Origin of the sequence: Pseudorhodoferax sp. Leaf267, assembly GCF_001422405.1 — a bacterium.
Lineage (GTDB): Bacteria > Pseudomonadota > Gammaproteobacteria > Burkholderiales > Burkholderiaceae_C > Pseudorhodoferax.
This window is the reverse complement of record NZ_LMMV01000012.1, coordinates 1-16,252: the sequence shown is the minus strand read 5'-3', so window position 1 is coordinate 16,252 and position 16,252 is coordinate 1. Positions and strand designations below refer to the sequence as shown.

At 71.9% G+C, this 16,252-nt stretch carries 9 protein-coding genes and 1 pseudogene; 9 read left to right on the top strand and 1 reads right to left on the bottom strand.

The annotated features are described in order from the left end of the window. Positions 1–65: 65 nt before the first annotated feature. The 9 genes from ASF43_RS12030 (at position 66) to ASF43_RS11990 (ending at position 16,062) form a co-directional block, all read left to right on the top strand. Entirely contained in the window at positions 66–1,436 is a 1,371-nt protein-coding gene (locus tag ASF43_RS12030; protein WP_056180990.1) for an efflux RND transporter periplasmic adaptor subunit, read from the top strand. Beyond that, positions 1,433–3,625, top strand: a complete 2,193-nt coding sequence (locus ASF43_RS12025) for a biotin/lipoyl-binding protein (RefSeq protein ID WP_156373293.1) — start codon at positions 1,433–1,435, stop codon at positions 3,623–3,625. Before ASF43_RS12030 ends, ASF43_RS12025 begins: the two co-directional genes overlap by 4 nt. 192 nt (positions 3,626–3,817) lie before the next feature. Continuing rightward, positions 3,818–5,821, top strand: coding sequence for a hypothetical protein (locus ASF43_RS12020; protein ID WP_162241802.1), 2,004 nt, complete (start codon positions 3,818–3,820; stop codon positions 5,819–5,821). Between the two features lie 13 nt (positions 5,822–5,834). Beyond that, complete coding sequence (locus ASF43_RS12015; protein ID WP_056180981.1) at positions 5,835–6,752, top strand: efflux RND transporter periplasmic adaptor subunit; 918 nt, start codon at positions 5,835–5,837, stop codon at positions 6,750–6,752. Between the two features lie 100 nt (positions 6,753–6,852). Next, positions 6,853–11,577, top strand: coding sequence for a DUF4347 domain-containing protein (locus ASF43_RS12010; RefSeq protein ID WP_056180978.1), 4,725 nt, complete (start codon positions 6,853–6,855; stop codon positions 11,575–11,577). 13 nt (positions 11,578–11,590) lie between these two features. Then, positions 11,591–13,150 carry a diguanylate cyclase gene (locus ASF43_RS12005; protein ID WP_056180975.1) on the top strand — a complete coding sequence of 520 codons (1,560 nt, stop codon included), beginning with the start codon at positions 11,591–11,593 and terminating at the stop codon, positions 13,148–13,150. Continuing rightward, positions 13,150–14,256, top strand: coding sequence for a two-component system response regulator (locus ASF43_RS12000; RefSeq protein WP_235578234.1), 1,107 nt, complete (start codon positions 13,150–13,152; stop codon positions 14,254–14,256). Before ASF43_RS12005 ends, ASF43_RS12000 begins: the two co-directional genes overlap by 1 nt. Positions 14,257–14,260: 4 nt before the next feature. Continuing rightward, positions 14,261–15,157 carry an RNA polymerase sigma-70 factor gene (locus ASF43_RS11995; protein ID WP_255358113.1) on the top strand — a complete coding sequence of 299 codons (897 nt, stop codon included), beginning with the start codon at positions 14,261–14,263 and terminating at the stop codon, positions 15,155–15,157. A 56-nt stretch (positions 15,158–15,213) separates the two neighbouring features. Then, the gene (locus tag ASF43_RS11990) at positions 15,214–16,062 is read left to right on the top strand and encodes an endonuclease/exonuclease/phosphatase family protein (RefSeq protein ID WP_056180969.1); all 849 of its coding nucleotides are present in this window, start codon (positions 15,214–15,216) and stop codon (positions 16,060–16,062) included. A gap of 22 nt (positions 16,063–16,084) precedes the next feature. On the opposite strand, the pseudogene ASF43_RS29820 reads toward ASF43_RS11990, so the two are convergent. Next, a pseudogene (locus tag ASF43_RS29820) lies at positions 16,085–16,252 on the bottom strand (acetyl-CoA C-acetyltransferase); the annotation flags it as partial.

The following is a 16,252-nucleotide window of genomic DNA, read 5'->3' as shown; positions in this document are numbered from 1 at the left end:
GCCGAAGACCGCGCGGCGCTCTCGAGCGCAGGCGGTGCCGGCAGCTGACCGACACAGGCCACCGCATGAAGTCCTGGATCGCCGATCCACAAGCGCTGGCGCTTTCGCTTCAGGCGACAGTGCTGGCCCATGCACGCCTGGACGAAGCGGCCACCGCCTTCGCCGGCGAGCTGGCCAACGCGCGCGGCTGTGCGCGGGTCAGCGTGGGTTTCGTGCACAACCATCTGGTGCGGCTGGTGGCGGTCTCGCACGGCAGCAACGACGAGCTGCACCAGCCCGCCTACAACAACCTGACCGCCGCGATGGACGAGGCCGTGCAGCAAGGCCTGGCCATCCACTGGCCGGCCGACGGCCCGCCCGCGCTGCGCCAGTCGCACCGCCGCCTGCTCGGCGAGCGTGGCGGCGCCGTCGCCACGCTGCCCATCGTGCATCTGGGCCAGTGCGTGGGCGCCGTGTGCTGCGAATGGACCACGCCGCCCGAGCACCTGGCCGCGATCGTGGAGGAGCTGGAGAACCACGTCAGCCTGGCCGGCCCGGTGCTGCACCTCATGTACCGGCGCGACGCGCCGCTGCACTGGCGGTTGCGCGACGCCTGGCGCCGCCGCCTGCGCCGCCTGCGCGACGGCCATGACCTTCGGCTGGCCTGGGGCCTGGGCGTGGGCGCCCTGGCGCTCGTCGGCGTGCTGGCCGTGCCGGTGGAACACCGCGTGGGCGGCCAGGCGCGCATCGAGGGCCAGGAGCAGCGCGCGCTGGTGGCCCCGGCCGATGGCTTCCTCAAGGCCGTGCACGTGCGGCCCGGCGACCGGGTCGAGGCCGGCCAGTTGCTGCTCGAGCTGGCCGACCAGGACCTGCTGCTGCAGCAGCGCAAGTGGAGCAGCGACCTGAGCCAGCAGGAGAACGCCTATGCCGCCGCGCTGGCGCGTGCCGACCGCTCGGCCATGGTCATCGCCCTAGCGCGCGCCGACGAGGCCCGCGCCCACCTGGGCCTCGTCTCCTCGGAGCTGGCGCGCACGCGCATCACCGCGCCGTTCGCCGGCCTTGTCGTCGAGGGCGACCTCACGCAGTCCCTGGGCGCACCGCTGGAGCGCGGCAAGCCGCTGCTGCTGCTGACGCCGCCCGAGCGCTTTCGCGTGATGGTGCAGGTGGACGAGCGCGACATCCGCTACCTCAGGCTCGGCCAGGCCGGCACGCTGGCCCTGTCGGCCCTGCCCTGGGACGCGCTGCCGATCACGGTCACGCGCATCACGCCCATGGCGCAGGCCGTCGAGGGCCGCAACGTGTTCGATGTGCAGGCCGACATCCAGGCCGACCCGGCGCGCATCCGCCCCGGCCTGCAGGGCGTGGCCAAGATCGGCGTCGGACAGGCGCCGCTGGCCTGGGTGTGGTTCCACCGCGCGACCGACTGGTTGCGCCTGGCCGTGTGGAGCTGGCTGTGAAGCTCTGGCCCGCACGCCCGGCCGAACGCGGCACGCCCGACGCGCCGGCCTCGCTGTTCAATCCGCGCTGGCACCGCGTGGCCGGGCTCAAGCCGCAACTGCGCGGCCATGTCCAGATCGATCTGCAGGTGCAGCGCGGTACCCCCTTTTACGTGCTGCGCGACCTGACCAACGACAACGCCCAGCGCCTGAACACCGCGGCCTATGCCTTCGTGGGCCGCTGCGACGGCCAGGCCACGGTGCAGCAGATCTGGGACGCCGTGCTGCAGGCCCATCCCGAGGAGGCCATGTCGCAGACCGAGGCCATCGAGCTGCTGGTCGCGCTGCACGGCCGCGGGCTCATGCAGTTCGACGTTCCGCCCGATGTCGAGGCCCTGTTCCACGCGCAGAACAAGCGCCGCCGCAAGCGCCGCCTGACCGGCGTGAACCCCATGGCCTTTCGCCTGCCGCTGGGCGACCCGTCCTGGCTGCTGGAGCCGCTGCGGCGCTTCGCGCCGGTGCTGTTCTCGCCCTTGGGCTTTGCGCTGTGGCTGCTGGCCGTGGGCGCCGGCCTGCTGGGCACCGCCATGCACTGGGATGCGCTCGTGCCCTATGCCGACAAGGTGCTGTACTCGCCCGGCTACCTGCTGCTGGGCTGGCTCAGCTACCCCTTCATCAAAGTGTTGCACGAGGCCGCGCACGGCCTGGCGCTCATGCGCTACGGCGGGCGCGTGCACAGCGCGGGCATCACGCTGATCGTGCTGAACCCGGTGCCGTTCGTCGACGCCTCGGCCGCCGACGGCCTGCGCAGCCGCTACCAGCGCGCGCTGATCAGCGCGGCCGGCATCATGGCCGAGCTGCTGATCGCCGCCATCGCGCTGGCCCTGTGGCTGGCCGTGCAGCCCGGGCTGGTGCGCGACATGGCGTTCATCGTGCTGCTGACGGCGGGCCTGTCCACGCTGCTGACCAATGGCAACCCGCTGCTGCGCTACGACGGCTACTTCGTGCTGTGCGACCTGCTGGACCTGCGCAACCTGGCCACGCGCAGCGGCCGCTACTGGGCCGAGGGCCTGAACCGGCGGCTGTTCGGCGTGCCGGCGCGCGTGCCCGTCGAGCCGCTGCCCGGCGAACGCTGGTGGCTGCGCGTGTACGCGCCTGCGTCCTGGGTCTACCGGCTGGTGCTGAGCATCGTCGTGGCGCTGTGGATCGGCAGCATCTCCACGCTGATGGGCGTCTTCGTGGGCGGCCTCATGCTGGCGGCCAACACCATCTTCCCGATGCGCCGCATGCTGCTGGCCATGCGCGGGGGCCTGCAGGACGGGCAGGCACGCGGCCGCGCCTACGCGCGCGTGGCCGGCGTCGGCCTGGCGTTGCTCGCGCTGCTGGCCTGGCTGCCCGTGCCGTTCACGAGCGTCGCCCAGGGCGTCGTCTGGCTGCCCGAGCACGCGCAGATCCGCGCCGGCACCGAGGGCTTCGTTGTGCGCCTGGCCGCCACCGACGGCCAGCGCGTGCAGGCCGGCGCGCTGATCGCCGTGCTGCAGGACGAGCACCTGGTCGCGCGCCGCGCCAGCCTGGCCGGCGATCTGGCCGAAACCGACGTGCGCCTGTACCACGCCATCGCCAGCGCGCCCGAGGAGGCACCCGACCTGCGCGAGAAGCTGGCCTACAGCCAGGCCGAGCTGGCCCGCGTGGACGAAAAACTCGCGCTGCGCGAGGTGCGCGCCCAGGCCGACGGCGTGCTGGTGCTGCCGCCGGGCGAGGAAATCCTGGGCCAGTTTCGCAAGCGCGGCGAGTCCATCGGCTACCTGCTCACCGAGGCCGCGCAGGTGGTGCGCGTGGCGCTGCCGCAGCGCCAGGCCGACCTGGTGCGCTCGCGCCAGGGCGACATCCACGTGCGCCTGATGGAAGACGACCGCAGCGAGCATGCCGGCCGCATCGCGCTGCAGGTGCCCGGCACGCTGGCGCGCCTGCCGAGCGCGGCGCTGGGCGACTTCGCCGGGGGCGACATCCCCACCGACCCGGGCGACAAGGACGGCGTCACGCCGCGCCAGCCCGTGGTGGTGATGGACATCGCGCTGGACCAGCCAGCCGGCGAACGCTTCGGCGCGCGCGCGCTGGTGCGCTTCGACCACGGCACCGCCCCCATCGCCAGCCAGGCGCTGCGCGGCCTGCAGCAGCTGCTGCTCGGGCATTTCTCACCAACGACATGACGACCACTCCGTTTGGCTGGCGCACTTCGTGTCGCCATCCCATCCCCCTCCAGCGGCGCCGCCAGCGGCCGGGCGGAGCCCGTTCCGCGGCGGCCGCTGGCATGGCCTGCTCCGCGGCCGTGGGAGTCTTTGCGTGCGAGCAGGTGCGTGGGCTGCGGGCGGCGCGTCGCGCCATGGGCCACTGACATGATCATGCCCTCTGCCACCCTGCCCGTCCCCGGCCTGCGCTGGGGCAGCTACCCCGAGCGCAGCGAGCCCGTGGGTGGCAAGCGCTGGCGCCGCAGCGCACCGCTGGTGCCGCTGCGCCCCGGCGCCCTGCCGCGCCGGGCCGGCGCCATGTGGCGCCAGGCCGCCGCGTGGCAGGCCCTGAGCGATGGCGCCTTCTCCGCGCTGCTGGGTTCGGTGCAGGACGCCCTGCTGGCCAGCGGCTTCGCGCGCGCCGCGCGCGACCAGGCTTGTGCCTACGTGGCCGAGGCCGGGCGGCGCACGCTGGGCCGCCAGGCCTACGCCACGCAGCTCATGGCCGCGTTGGCCATCCTGGACGGCCAGCTGGTCGAGATGGCCACCGGCGAGGGCAAGTCGCTGGCCGCCGCGCTGGCCGCCGGCGTCGGCGCGCTGGCCGGTATCCCGGTGCACGTGCTCACCTCCAACGACTACCTGGTGCAGCGCGACGCCGAGCTCTTCGCCCCGCTCTATGCGCGCCTGGGCCTGGCCGTGGCCTTCGTGATCGGCTCGCACAAGGAGCCCGCGCGCCGCGCCGCCTACGCCGCACCGGTCGTCTACGTCACCGCGCGCGAGGCTGCGTTCGACTACCTGCGCGACCGCCTGAGCCACGGCACGGCGCGCGCGCCGCTGCAGCGCCGCGCGCTGGCACTCAGCGCACCCGCCGAAAGCCGGCCCGTGCTGCGCGGCCTGTGCATGGCAGTGATCGACGAGGCCGACAGCGTGCTGGTCGACGAAGCGCTGATGCCCTTGATCCTCTCGCGCGAGGTGAACGACGGCGCCGCCCGCGCCTTCCTGTGGCAGGCCCGCGCGCTGGCCGGCCGGCTCGCGCAGCGGCACGACTTCACCATCACCGGCACGCCGCGCCGCATCGCGCTCACCTCCGCCGGCCGCGCGCGCCTCACGCGGCTGGCCACCACGCTCGGCCCGCTGTGGAAGAACGAGCGCCACCGCGACGAGACCGTCACGCTGGCGCTGACCGCGCAGCACCTGCTGCAGCGCGACCGCGACTACGTGGTGCAGCCGGCCGATCCCGCCACCGAGCGCCCGGCCGACATCGCCATCGTCGACGCGCTGACCGGCCGCATCGCCGACGGCCGCAAGTGGTCGCGCGGCCTGCATGCCCTGGTCGCGCTCAAGGAGGGCTTGCCGCACCAGAAGCAGACCGAGACGCTGTCGCAGATCACCTTCCAGCGCTTCTTTCGCCGCTACCACCGCCTGGGCGGCATGAGCGGCACGCTGTACGAGGCCCGCGCCGAGCTGCGCGCGCTGTACGGCTGCGCCATGGTGCGCGTGCCCCTGCGCCTGCCCAGCCAGGCCAGCGCCTGGCCCACGCGCGTCTACGCTGACGACGCCGCGCGCCGCGCCGCCGCCGTGCCGCGCGTGGCCGCGCTGGTGGCCGCCGGCCGGCCCGTGCTGATCGGCTGCGACTCGGTCGAGAGCTCGCTCGCCATGGCCGAGGCACTGCAGGCGGCCGGCATCGCGCACCAGGTGCTCAACGCGCGGCAGGACGCGCAGGAGGCCGCCATCGTGGCCTGCGCGGGCCGGGCCGCGCAGGTCACGGTGGCCACCAACATGGCCGGCCGCGGCACCGACATCCGCCTGGACGCGGCGGCCGAAGCCGCCGGCGGCCTGCACGTGCTGAGCTGCCAGCTCAACGATTCCAAGCGGCTGGACCGCCAGCTCGCGGGCCGCGCTGCGCGCCAGGGCCAGCCCGGCAGCCACGAGGTCTGGCTCGCGCTGCATACCCCGGGCGCCGACAGCCGCTTGCTGGCCGGCCTGGCCGTCGCCGCGCGCGTGCTGGCGCCCGCTCCCGACGCCAGCGGCCGCCTGGCCCTGTCGCCCCGCCTCGCGCTGGCCATGCTGCGCCTGGCCCAGCGCCTCGCCGAGCGGCGCCAGTCCGGCCTGCGCCGCCAGCTGTTCAAGCAGGACCTCGCCATGGACGCGAGCCTGAGCTTCAACCCTTCGCGTTAGGAAGGTCGACACCATGCACACCCATCCTCCGCTGCGCCCGCACGAACCGGCCGCACGGCGCCGCCCTCTCGTCCTGGCCAGCGCGGTGCTGGCCGCCGCGCCCTGGGCCGTGGACGCGCAGCAGCAGCCCGCCACGTCGCCCCCCATGCAGGCGCTGGCCTGCCTGATCCTGCCCTCGCAGGTGGCCGATGTCGGCAGCGCCGTGATCGGCGTGGTCGAGACACTCGAGGTCGAGCGCGGCGACGCCGTGCGCAAGGGCCAGATCCTCGCGCGGCTGCGCTCCGACGTGGAACGCGCCAACGCCGACCTGGTGCGCTCGCGCGCGCAGAGCGAGGCCGAGCTGCGCGGCGCCGAGGCCGGCCGCGAGCTGGCCCAGTTGCGGCTGGATCGGGCACGCTCGTTGAAGGAAGAGAACTTCGTCTCCACCCAGGCCGTGGAGCAGGCCCACGCGGAATACAAGGTGGCCAACGAGCGCCTGGCCCAGGCCCGCGACGCGTTGCGCACCGCGGCGCGCGAGCTGGTCGTCTCCAGCGCGCAGACCGACCAGCGCGTGCTGCGCGCGCCCTTCGATGGCGTGATCGTCGAGCGCTACGCCAACCTGGGCGAGCGTTTCGAGGACAAGCCCCTGGTGAAGATCGCCGCCATCGCCCACCTGCGCGTGGAAGTGGTCGCGCCCACGACGCTGTTCGGCCAGCTGCGCCAGGGCCAGCAGGTGCAGGTGGTGCCCGAGCTGGCCGGCACCACGCCGCGCAGCGCGCGCATCGCGCAGATCGACCAGGTGCTGGACCCGGCCAGCAACACCTTCCGCCTGCGGCTGGACCTGCCCAACGCCGACCATGCACTGCCCGCCGGCCTGCGCTGCAAGGTCGATCTAGGCCTGCGCGCCGCCGCGCCCGCCACGCTCACGCCCACCGGCACCGCGACCCGCTAGCGCGCTGCCACCGTCCATGAAGAGGAACAGCCCCCGTCAGCGCCCAGAACTAGAAGATATCGAGCGACGCATCCTTTACTCGGCTGATACGCCGGGCGCGGTGCTGGCTGCCCCCCTGCTGCACCAGGCCGAGGAGCGCGAGCACGACCAGATGGTCCCGCAGGACCCGCGCGCCGCTACCGAGCTGGTGTTCATCGACGAGCGCGTGCAGGACGCAGACGCGCTGGCCGCCGCCTTCGCGGCGCAGGCCGGCGACGGGCGGACGATCGACACCATCCGCATCGGCGCGGACGAAGACGCCATCACTGCGATCGGCACCGCGCTGGCCGGCCGCGACGACGTGGCCGCGCTGCACCTGGTCAGCCATGGCGGTGCCGGCCAGCTGCTGCTGGGGCGGCAGGCGCTCGACTCGCCGGCGCTGCTGCAGCGCGCCGACGAGATCGCGGCCTGGGGACTCCGTCTGGGCCGCGATGCCGACATCCTGCTGTATGGCTGCGACGTGGCATCCACCGACGACGGGCGCGAGCTCGTGCGGGGCCTGGCCGCGCTGACGGGCGCCGACGTGGCAGCCAGCGAGGATGCGACGGGCGCCGCCGCGCTGGGCGGCAACTGGACGCTGGAAATGCAGACCGGCGCCATCGAGGCACGGCTCGCCTTCGGCCTGCAGACCCAGGCGCAATGGCAGGGGCTGCTGGCCACCTACACCGTGACCAACACGGCCGACAGCGGCGCCGGCTCGCTGCGCCAGGCGATCCTGGATTCCAACGCCACCACCACGGTCGACGACACCATCGCCTTCAACATCCCGGGCACGGGGGTGCACACCATCAACCTGTCCAGCGCGCTGCCGACCATCACCGACCGGGTGACCCTCGACGCCACCACCGACGACAGCTTTGCTGCCAACGGCAACCGGCCGGCCATCGTGCTCAATGGCAACAACCTCAACGCCAACGGCCTCACGCTCTCCAGCACGGCCGATGGCAGCACCATCCGCGGCCTGGTCATCACCAACTTCCAGCAAAGCGGCATCCTGATCCAGGCCGGATCGGACAGCAACACCATCGCGGGCAACTTCATCGGCGGCGTGGGCGCCAACGGCGCCGCGCTGGCCACCGGCGTGGGCGCGTCCGGCATCTGGATCGAAGGGTCGTCCAACACCATCGGCGGCAACACCCTGGCGGACCGCAACGTCATCACCAACGCGGGCTCCACGGCGATCCGCATGACCTTCGAGGCGGCCGACAACAATGTCGTGCGCGGCAACTGGATCGGCGTCCTGCCCGACGGCACGACGGCGCCGGGCACTGGCTCCACCGGCATCGGCGTACTGGGCGGCGGGGACAACAACGTCATCGGCGGCCTCGGTGCGGGCGCCGGCAACTGGATCGCCAACGCCTCCACCGGCATCGAGGTGGACGGCCCCTCCACCGGCACGCTGATCCAGGGCAACCGCATCGGCACCGACCTGGCCGGCACGGCGAACTGGGGCATGCTCGGAAACGGCGTGCTGCTGGAAGACCCCGGCTCCGGGGCAGCGACCGACACGCGTGTGGAAGGCAACGTGATCGCCTTCAGCGGGCAGAGCGTCACCTCCTCGGACGGCATCAACGCCTCCGACGCGGGCGTCGTGCGCAACACCTTCTCCGCGAACCGCATCTACGGCAGCGGGGGGCTGGGCATCGACCTGGGCACCAACGGCGTCACGGCCAACGACACCGGTGACGGTGACAGTGGCGCCAACAACCTGCAGAACCACCCGGTGTTGACGCAGGCCCGCACGGACGGCGCCGGTCTGGTGCAGGTGGCCGGCACGCTGAACACCAATGCCAACGGTTTTTACAGGCTGGAGTTCTTCTCCTCGCCCGCGGCCGACCCCAGCGGCTACGGCGAGGGTCAGACCTACCTGGGCTACGTGGACGTCGCCACCGACGGCTCGGGCAACGCCAGCTTCTCGGCCGTGCTGACCGGCACGGCCGTGCCGGTCGGCCATGTGATCTCGGCCACGGCCACGCGCTCGGTGGCCGGCTACACCAGCTTCACCGACACCTCGGAGTTCTCGCTCAGCCGCGTGACCACCAGCGCGGTCCTTGTGGTGGACACCAATGCGGACACGGTCAATGGCGACACCAGCAGCGTGTTCGCGCTGCTCGACAGCAAGGGCAGCGACGGACGCATCTCGCTGCGCGAGGCGCTCATCGCGGTGAACAACACGGCGGCGGGCGCGCAGGCGTTGCGCATCGAGTTCGGCATCAGCGGCACGGGAACCCACACGATCACGCTCGGCTCGCCCCTGCCGGAGATCGCCCGCCCGGTCGTCATCGACGGCAGCACGGACGACAGCTTCGCCGCCAACGGCAGCCGGCCGGCCATCGTGCTCAACGGCAACGGCATGGACAACCAGATCCTGACGCTGACCCCCGGCGCCAGCGGCAGCACCATCCGCGGCCTGGTCATCACCAACGGGCTGAGCAGCGGCATCTGGATCCAGCCAGGCTCCAACGGCAACACCATCGCCGGGAACTACGTGGGCCGGCTCGCACCCGGCGGCGGCGTGGGCACCACCACCATCGAGGACACCGGCATCCTGGTCGAGGGCGCCAGCAACACCATCGGCGGCACGGCGGCCGCCGACCGCAACGTGGTGGCCGGGACCTTCTACGGCATCGAGATCGCGTTCGTCTCGGCGTCGGCCTCGGGCAACCAGGTGCTGGGCAACTGGGTGGGCCTGAGTGGCGACGGCACGACACGCATCGGCACGGTGTCCAGCGGCATCCGGGTCGAGCAGAGCGACAACAACACCATCGGCACGGCGGCCGCCGGCAACCGCATCGCGGGCGCGGGCGCTACGGGCCTCATCCTGATCGCGTCCAGCGGCAACACCGTGCAGGGCAACACCATCGGCACCGACGCGGCGGGAACGCTCAACTGGGGCGCGCAGACCTACGGCATCCGCTTGTCGGGCGCCAGCAGCAACAACCTCATCGGCGGCACCGGCGCGGGCGAGGGCAACCTCGTCGCCTTCAGCAACCAGGGCGGCAGCGGCGCCAGCGGCATCCAGGTCGAGGACAGCGCCGCCCGGGGCAATGCCCTGCTGGGCAACCGCGTCTACGGCACGGTGGGCACCAACAACGGCAACGGGCTGCCGGTGGCCGAGCATCCAGCGAACGGCACGCCCGTGGGCATCACGGCGCATGCGGTCGACCCCGATGGCACCAACAGCACCGTGCGCTACACGCTGAACGACGATGCCGGTGGCCGCTTCACCATCGACCCGGTGAGCGGCGTGGTGACGGTGGCCGATGGCAGCCGGCTGGACTACGAGGCAGCCTCCAGCCACCAGATCACCGTGCGCGCCGACTCGGCCGACGGCTCGTTCTCCACTGCCGGCTTCACCATCGTGCTGGCCGACACGAACGAGCATGCGATCGGGCCGGTGGCAGACGTGGACCCGGCAGCCGACACCGTGCCCGAGGGCGCCGCCACCGGCACGCCGGTGGGCATCACGGCCCATGCCGTGGACCCGGACGGCACGAACAACACGGTGCGCTACACGCTCCTGGACGATGCCGGTGGCCGCTTCACCATCGACGCCACGACCGGCGTGGTGACCGTGGCCGATGGCCGGCTGCTGGACGGCCGCGTGGCCGCCAGCCATGGCATCGTCATCCAGGCCACGAGCGCCGATGGCTCGGCGAGCACGCTGGTGCGCAGCGTGGCCGTGCGCCTGCGGCAGGACCCCGTCGACCTGCCGCCGGTGTTCGCCGCGGACAGCAGCACCGTGGACGTGGCGCAAGAGCAGGTGCCGATCACGACCGTGGCCGCCACCGATCCGATGGGCCGCACGCTGGCCTACAGCATCGCCGGGGGTGCCGACGCCGCGCAGTTCGAGATCGACGCGGCAACGGGCGCGCTGCGCTTCACAGCCCCGCCACGCTACGACCTGCCGCGCGACGCAGGGCGCGACAACCGGTACGAGGTGCTGGTGCGCGCCAGCAACGGCACACTGTTCGCCACGCAGATGGTGTACGTGCAGGTGCTGCCCCCCGTCATCGCGGAACCCGGGGACTCGTTGGGGCCGGGCCTGCCGCCGGACCCCATTGCGCCGGTCACCATCGTGCCCCTCGCGGTGGCGCCCGGCAGCCCGCTGGGCCCGGTGCGGCTGCCGGCCCTCCTGGGCAGCGGTGGCGGGGCCACGGAGCTGGACGGGACCGGTGGCGCCGGTGGAACCGGTCGCCCTGAAAAAGCGGGTGGCGTCGACGGCACGGACAGCACCGGCGCCTGGGCCCTGCAAGACCGCGCGCCGGGCACGGTGCCGGCCCCGGCGGTGCTGGCCGGCTCGACCTTCGACGCCGCGCTGCGCGCCTCCCGCGTGCAGCGCATGGACTGGGCCAGCGTGCACAGCAGCCGGCTGCAGCACGAGCGGGCCGACGACGTGCTCGCAATGCTGCTGCGCGATGCTGCGGACGCGGCGGGCCTGGCATCGGTGGTCGGCAACGGCAGCCATCTGCGCGCGAGAATCACGGCAGCCGAGCCGGTCGGCAGCAGCGACAGCGCGGTGCGTGCTGCCATCGACGTCGACAACGTGCTGGTTGGCGGGCTGGTGATCTCGCTGGGCGCGGTGTTCTGGGCCAGCCGCGGCAGTGCGTTGGTGGCCAGCCTGCTGGCCGCTTCGCCAGCCTGGAGGCCCTTCGATCCGCTGCCGGTGCTCACGCGTCGCAGGCAGCGGGTGCGCGGTGAGCCACACACGGCGCCGGCCTTGGTCGATGATGGCAAGGACACGCAGGGCAGCGATGCGCCACGCTCGGCTGACGGCGCGCTGTAATGGAAGGACGAGCATGAACAAGTTCTGGCGCTGGAGGCCCAGTCCGGCGGTGCGCATCGCACTGGGGCTGGTGTCGCTGACCGTGACCCTGGTTCTGGTCGGCGAGATGTTCACGGGCTACCCGACGGACCGCGGCGACCTGGTGCGCCGCTACAACGCGCAGCTGGCACGCTCGTTGGGCCAGCAGCTGGCTACGGGCCTGAACGCGGGCCCCGAGGGCGCCGCCACGGTGCAGCGCGTGCTGGCCGACACGCAGCAACGCGAGCCGCGGCTGCTGTCGGCCCGCGTGCTGGACGCGCAGGGCCGCGCGCTGGGGCAGGTGGGCGCGCACGCGGCGCAGTGGCGTCTGGAGCCCGGTGCGCCCTCCACCGTGGACAACATCCGCGTGCCGCTGATGCTCAACGACCAGCCCTGGGGCGAGGTGCAGCTGGCCTTCGTGCCGATCGCGCCGCACACGCTGGCCGGCTGGCTGCAGCAGCCGTTTCTGCGCTGGCTGGCGTTCCTTGCGGGCATGGGCCTGCTGGTCTACCTGCTGTACCTGCGCCGCGTGCTGCGCCACCTAGATCCCAATGCCGCCGTGCCCGAGCGCGTGCGTGCCGCGTTCGACACGTTGACCGAAGGCGTGCTGGTGCTGGACCCGGCAGGCCGCGTGATGCTGGCCAACCAGGCGTTCAGCCTGCTGCACAACGAGGCGCCCCAGGCCCTGGTGGGGCGCGATGCCGCCAGCCTGCCCTGGTTGCTGGCTGCACTGCCTGAGGACCAACGCCAGCCGCCGCCCTGGCGCCGCGCCGCGCAGCTCAAGCAGCCCGTGCTGCAGGTACCCTTGCGGCTGGCCGGCGACCCGCGCATCGCCGGGCAGCGCGAACGCCAACTGGTCATGAACTGCGCACCGATCAGTGACGAAGGGCGCGTGCGCGGCTGCCTGGCCAGCTTCTCGGACGTGACGGAGCTGCAGGAGCGCACCGAGCGGCTGCATGCGGCGCTGCAGGAAATATCGGCCTCGCAGTCGGAGATCGAGCGCAAGAACGAAGAGCTGACGCTGCTGGCCACGCGGGACGCGCTGACCGGCATCTTCAATCGCCGCTCGCTCATGCAGCAGGCCGAGCTGCGCTTTGCAGAGGCGCGCGCCGCGGGCACGCCCATCAGCTGCATCATGTGCGACATCGACCACTTCAAGTCGGTCAACGACCGCTACGGCCATGCCGGCGGCGACCGCGTGATCCAGGGTGCGGCCAAAGCCCTGCTGCGCGGGCTGCGGCTGAACGACTTCGTGGGCCGCTACGGCGGCGAGGAGTTCTGCGTGGTGCTGCCGGGCGGCACACTGGAGCAGGCGCGTGAAGTGGCCGAGCGCCTGCGCGAGGACGTGGAGGCCAACCTGGGCAGCGCGCTGCGCGAGCATGCGGACGTGCGCGTGACCATGAGTTTCGGCGTGGCCGAGATCGCGCCCGACCTGGCCGATCCCTCGGCCCTGATCGACCTGGCGGACCAGGCGCTCTACCATGCGAAGAAGACCGGGCGCAATCGTGTGATCGCCTGGACCTCACGCAACGCCGAAACCGCTGGAGCTGCATGATGGACGCTTGGATCGAACCGCCCAAATTGGCCACCGTGCTGGTGGTGGACGACACGCCGGACAACCTGTCGCTCATGAGCGCGCTGCTCAAGGACCACTACAAGGTCAAGGTGGCCAACCACGGCGAGCGCGGCCTGCGCATCGCCAATTCAGAAACTCCGCCCGACCTGATCCTGCTGGACATCATGATGCCGGACATCGACGGTTACGAGGTCTGCCGTCGGCTGAAGGCCGAGCCGCGCACGCGCGATATCCCGGTGATCTTCCTGACCGCGCGCTCCGAGGTGGAGGACGAAACGCGCGGTCTGGAGCTGGGCGCGGCCGACTACATCACCAAACCGATCAGCCCGCCCATCGTGCTGGCCCGCGTGCATGCCCACCTGACGCTCAAGGCCAACGCCGACTTCCTGCGCGACAAGAGCGCCTACCTGGAGAGCGAGGTCGCCAAGCGCACGGCCGAGGTGCAGGCGGTGCAGGACGTGACCATCATGGCCATGGCCTCGCTGGCCGAGACGCGCGACAACGAGACCGGCGCGCACATCCGCCGCACGCAGCTCTACGTGCGGCGGCTGGCCGAGCAACTGCGCACGCATGCCCGCTTCTCCAAGTTCCTGACCGAGCGCTGCATCGAGCTGCTCTACAAGTCGGCACCGCTGCACGACATCGGCAAGGTCGGCATCCCGGACAACATCCTGCTCAAACCCGGCAAGCTCACGCCCGAAGAATTCGAGATCATGAAGAGCCACACCACGCTGGGGCGTGCGGCGATCGAGGACGCCGAGAAGCGCCTGGGCATGAGGGTGGACTTCCTGACGCTGGCCAAGGAGATCGCGTACAGCCATCAGGAAAAATGGGACGGCTCGGGCTACCCGCTGGGCCTGGCCGGCGACGCGATCCCGGTCGCGGCGCGGCTCATGGCGTTGGCCGACGTCTACGACGCGCTGATCAGCAAGCGCGTGTACAAGCCGGCCTTCAGCCACGAGGAGTCATGCCGCATCGTCGTGGAGGGCCGGGGCAAGCACTTTGATCCCGACATCGTGGACGCCTTCGTGGCCGTGGCAGACGACTTCAACGTGATCGCCACCACGCACCGCGACGAGGACTGAGCCCTTGCCCGCCGACCCAGCCGACACGGCAATTGCCACGGACGACCTCTTCACCACACTGCGCCCGCGCCTGTTCGCGATCGGCTACCGCATGCTGGGCACGCGCGCCGATGCCGACGACCTGGTGCAGGACACCTGGCTGCGCTGGCAAGCGGCCGAACACGGCACGCTGGCATCGGCCGAAGCCTGGCTCGTCACCGTGGCCACGCGGCTGGCGATCGACCGGCTGCGCGCGGCCAAGGTCGAGCGCGAGGCCTACGTGGGCTTCTGGCTGCCCGAGCCGCTGGTGCAGCTGGACGAGCACACGCCCGAGGCTGCGGCTGAGCAGGCTGGCGAGCTGTCGGTGGCGCTGATGTGGGTGCTGGAGCGCCTGGCACCTGAGGAGCGCGCCGCCTACCTGCTGCGCGAGGTGTTCGACCAGGACTACGCCGACATCGCCGCCACGCTGGGCAAGAGCGAGGCGGCCTGCCGCCAGCTGGTGCACCGGGCCGCCGAGCGCGTGCGGCGCGAGCAGCCGCGCTTTGCCGTGCCGCGGGAGGCGCACCGGCGCGTGCTCGAACGCTTCATCGCCGCCGCGCGCAGCGGCCAGCGCGATGCCATGCAGGCTCTGCTGGCCGAGAACGCCGAACTGGTCGGTGACGGCGGCGGCCGGGTGCCCTCGTTCGGCAAGGTGCTGCGCGGCGCGTTCCGCATCGCCAACCTGTTCTTCGCGGGCACGCGGCGCTTCGGCGATGGGCTGGTCTACCGAGCGGCCACCGTCAATGGCGAGCCCGGCCTGCTGCGCTACGTCGACGGCGTGCTGGAATCCGCCCAGGCGTTCGTGTCGGATGGCGAGCGCATCGTCGCGATCTATGCAGTGCGCAATCCAGAGAAGTTGGCACGCATCGCTTCGCGCCCATGACGAGCATGAGGCCGGCGGTGGCATGCGACACTGGCGCGCCCACCCATGGAGCCGCGATGAAGATCCTGACCTGGAACGTGCAATGGTTCTGCGGCCTGGACGACGTGGTCGACGTGGACCGCGTGATCCGGCATGCGCAAGCCTGGTGCGATGCCGACGTGCTGTGCCTGCAGGAGGTGGCCATCGACTACGCGGGGCTGACCGGCAATGCCGGCTTCGACCAGGTGGCGCGCGTGCGCGCGTTGCTGCCGGGCTTCGCGGTGTTCTTTGGCGCCGCGGTCGACGAGCGAGGCCGCGACGGCCAGCGCCAGCGCTTTGGCAACCTGGTCGCCACGCGATTGCAGGTGGAGCAGGTGCAGCACCACGCCCTGCCCTGGCCGGCCGATGGCGGCGTGCGCTCCATGCCGCGCATGTGCACCAGCGTGACGGTATCCGCGCCATTCGGCCCGGTGCGCATCATGACCACGCACCTGGAGTTCTATTCGAAGCGCCAGCGCATGGCCCAGGCCCATGCGCTGGTAGATCTGCACCGCCAGGCCTGCGGCCATGCCGCGCAGCCGCCGCTGGACGACGAGAGTGGTGGCCCGTTCCAGAACAAGCGCCACACGGCCAGCGCCGTGCTGTGCGGCGACTTCAACTTCGAGACGGTGGACGAGGAATACCGCGTGCTGCAGGCCGCGGGGCCGCACGACACGACGCGGCTGGTCGATGCGTGGACCGTGGCCCATGCCGGCGACGCGCATGCGCCGACCTTCCGGGTGTTCGACCGGCGCTACGGGCCGGAGCCGATCAGCTGCGACTTTTTCTACCTGAGCGAGGACCTGGCACCGCGCGTGCGCCAACTCATGGTGGATGAAAAAACCCAGCTGTCGGACCACCAACCGGTGGTCCTCGAACTGGGTTGATCAGCCGAGGGGCTGGAGCTGCTTAGCGCTCGATCGTCAGCGCCACGCCCATGCCGCCGCCGATGCACAGGGAGGCGATGCCCTTCTTGGCGTCGCGCCGTGCCATCTCGTGCAGCAGCGTGACCAGGATACGGCAGCCGGACGCGCCGATCGGGTGGCCGATGGCGATCGCGCCACCGTTCACGTTGAT

Bases quoted from the DNA above. Each gene is read 5' to 3' on its own strand.
- ASF43_RS12030 (WP_056180990.1), top strand. From the start codon at position 66: ATGAAGTCCTGGATCGCCGATCCACAAGCGCTGGCGCTTTCGCTTCAG.
- ASF43_RS12020 (WP_162241802.1), top strand. From the start codon at position 3,818: ATGCCCTCTGCCACCCTGCCCGTCCCCGGCCTGCGCTGGGGCAGCTAC.
- ASF43_RS12015 (WP_056180981.1), top strand. From the start codon at position 5,835: ATGCACACCCATCCTCCGCTGCGCCCGCACGAACCGGCCGCACGGCGC.
- ASF43_RS12005 (WP_056180975.1), top strand. From the start codon at position 11,591: ATGAACAAGTTCTGGCGCTGGAGGCCCAGTCCGGCGGTGCGCATCGCA.
- ASF43_RS12000 (WP_235578234.1), top strand. From the start codon at position 13,150: ATGGACGCTTGGATCGAACCGCCCAAATTGGCCACCGTGCTGGTGGTG.
- ASF43_RS11990 (WP_056180969.1), top strand. From the start codon at position 15,214: ATGAAGATCCTGACCTGGAACGTGCAATGGTTCTGCGGCCTGGACGAC.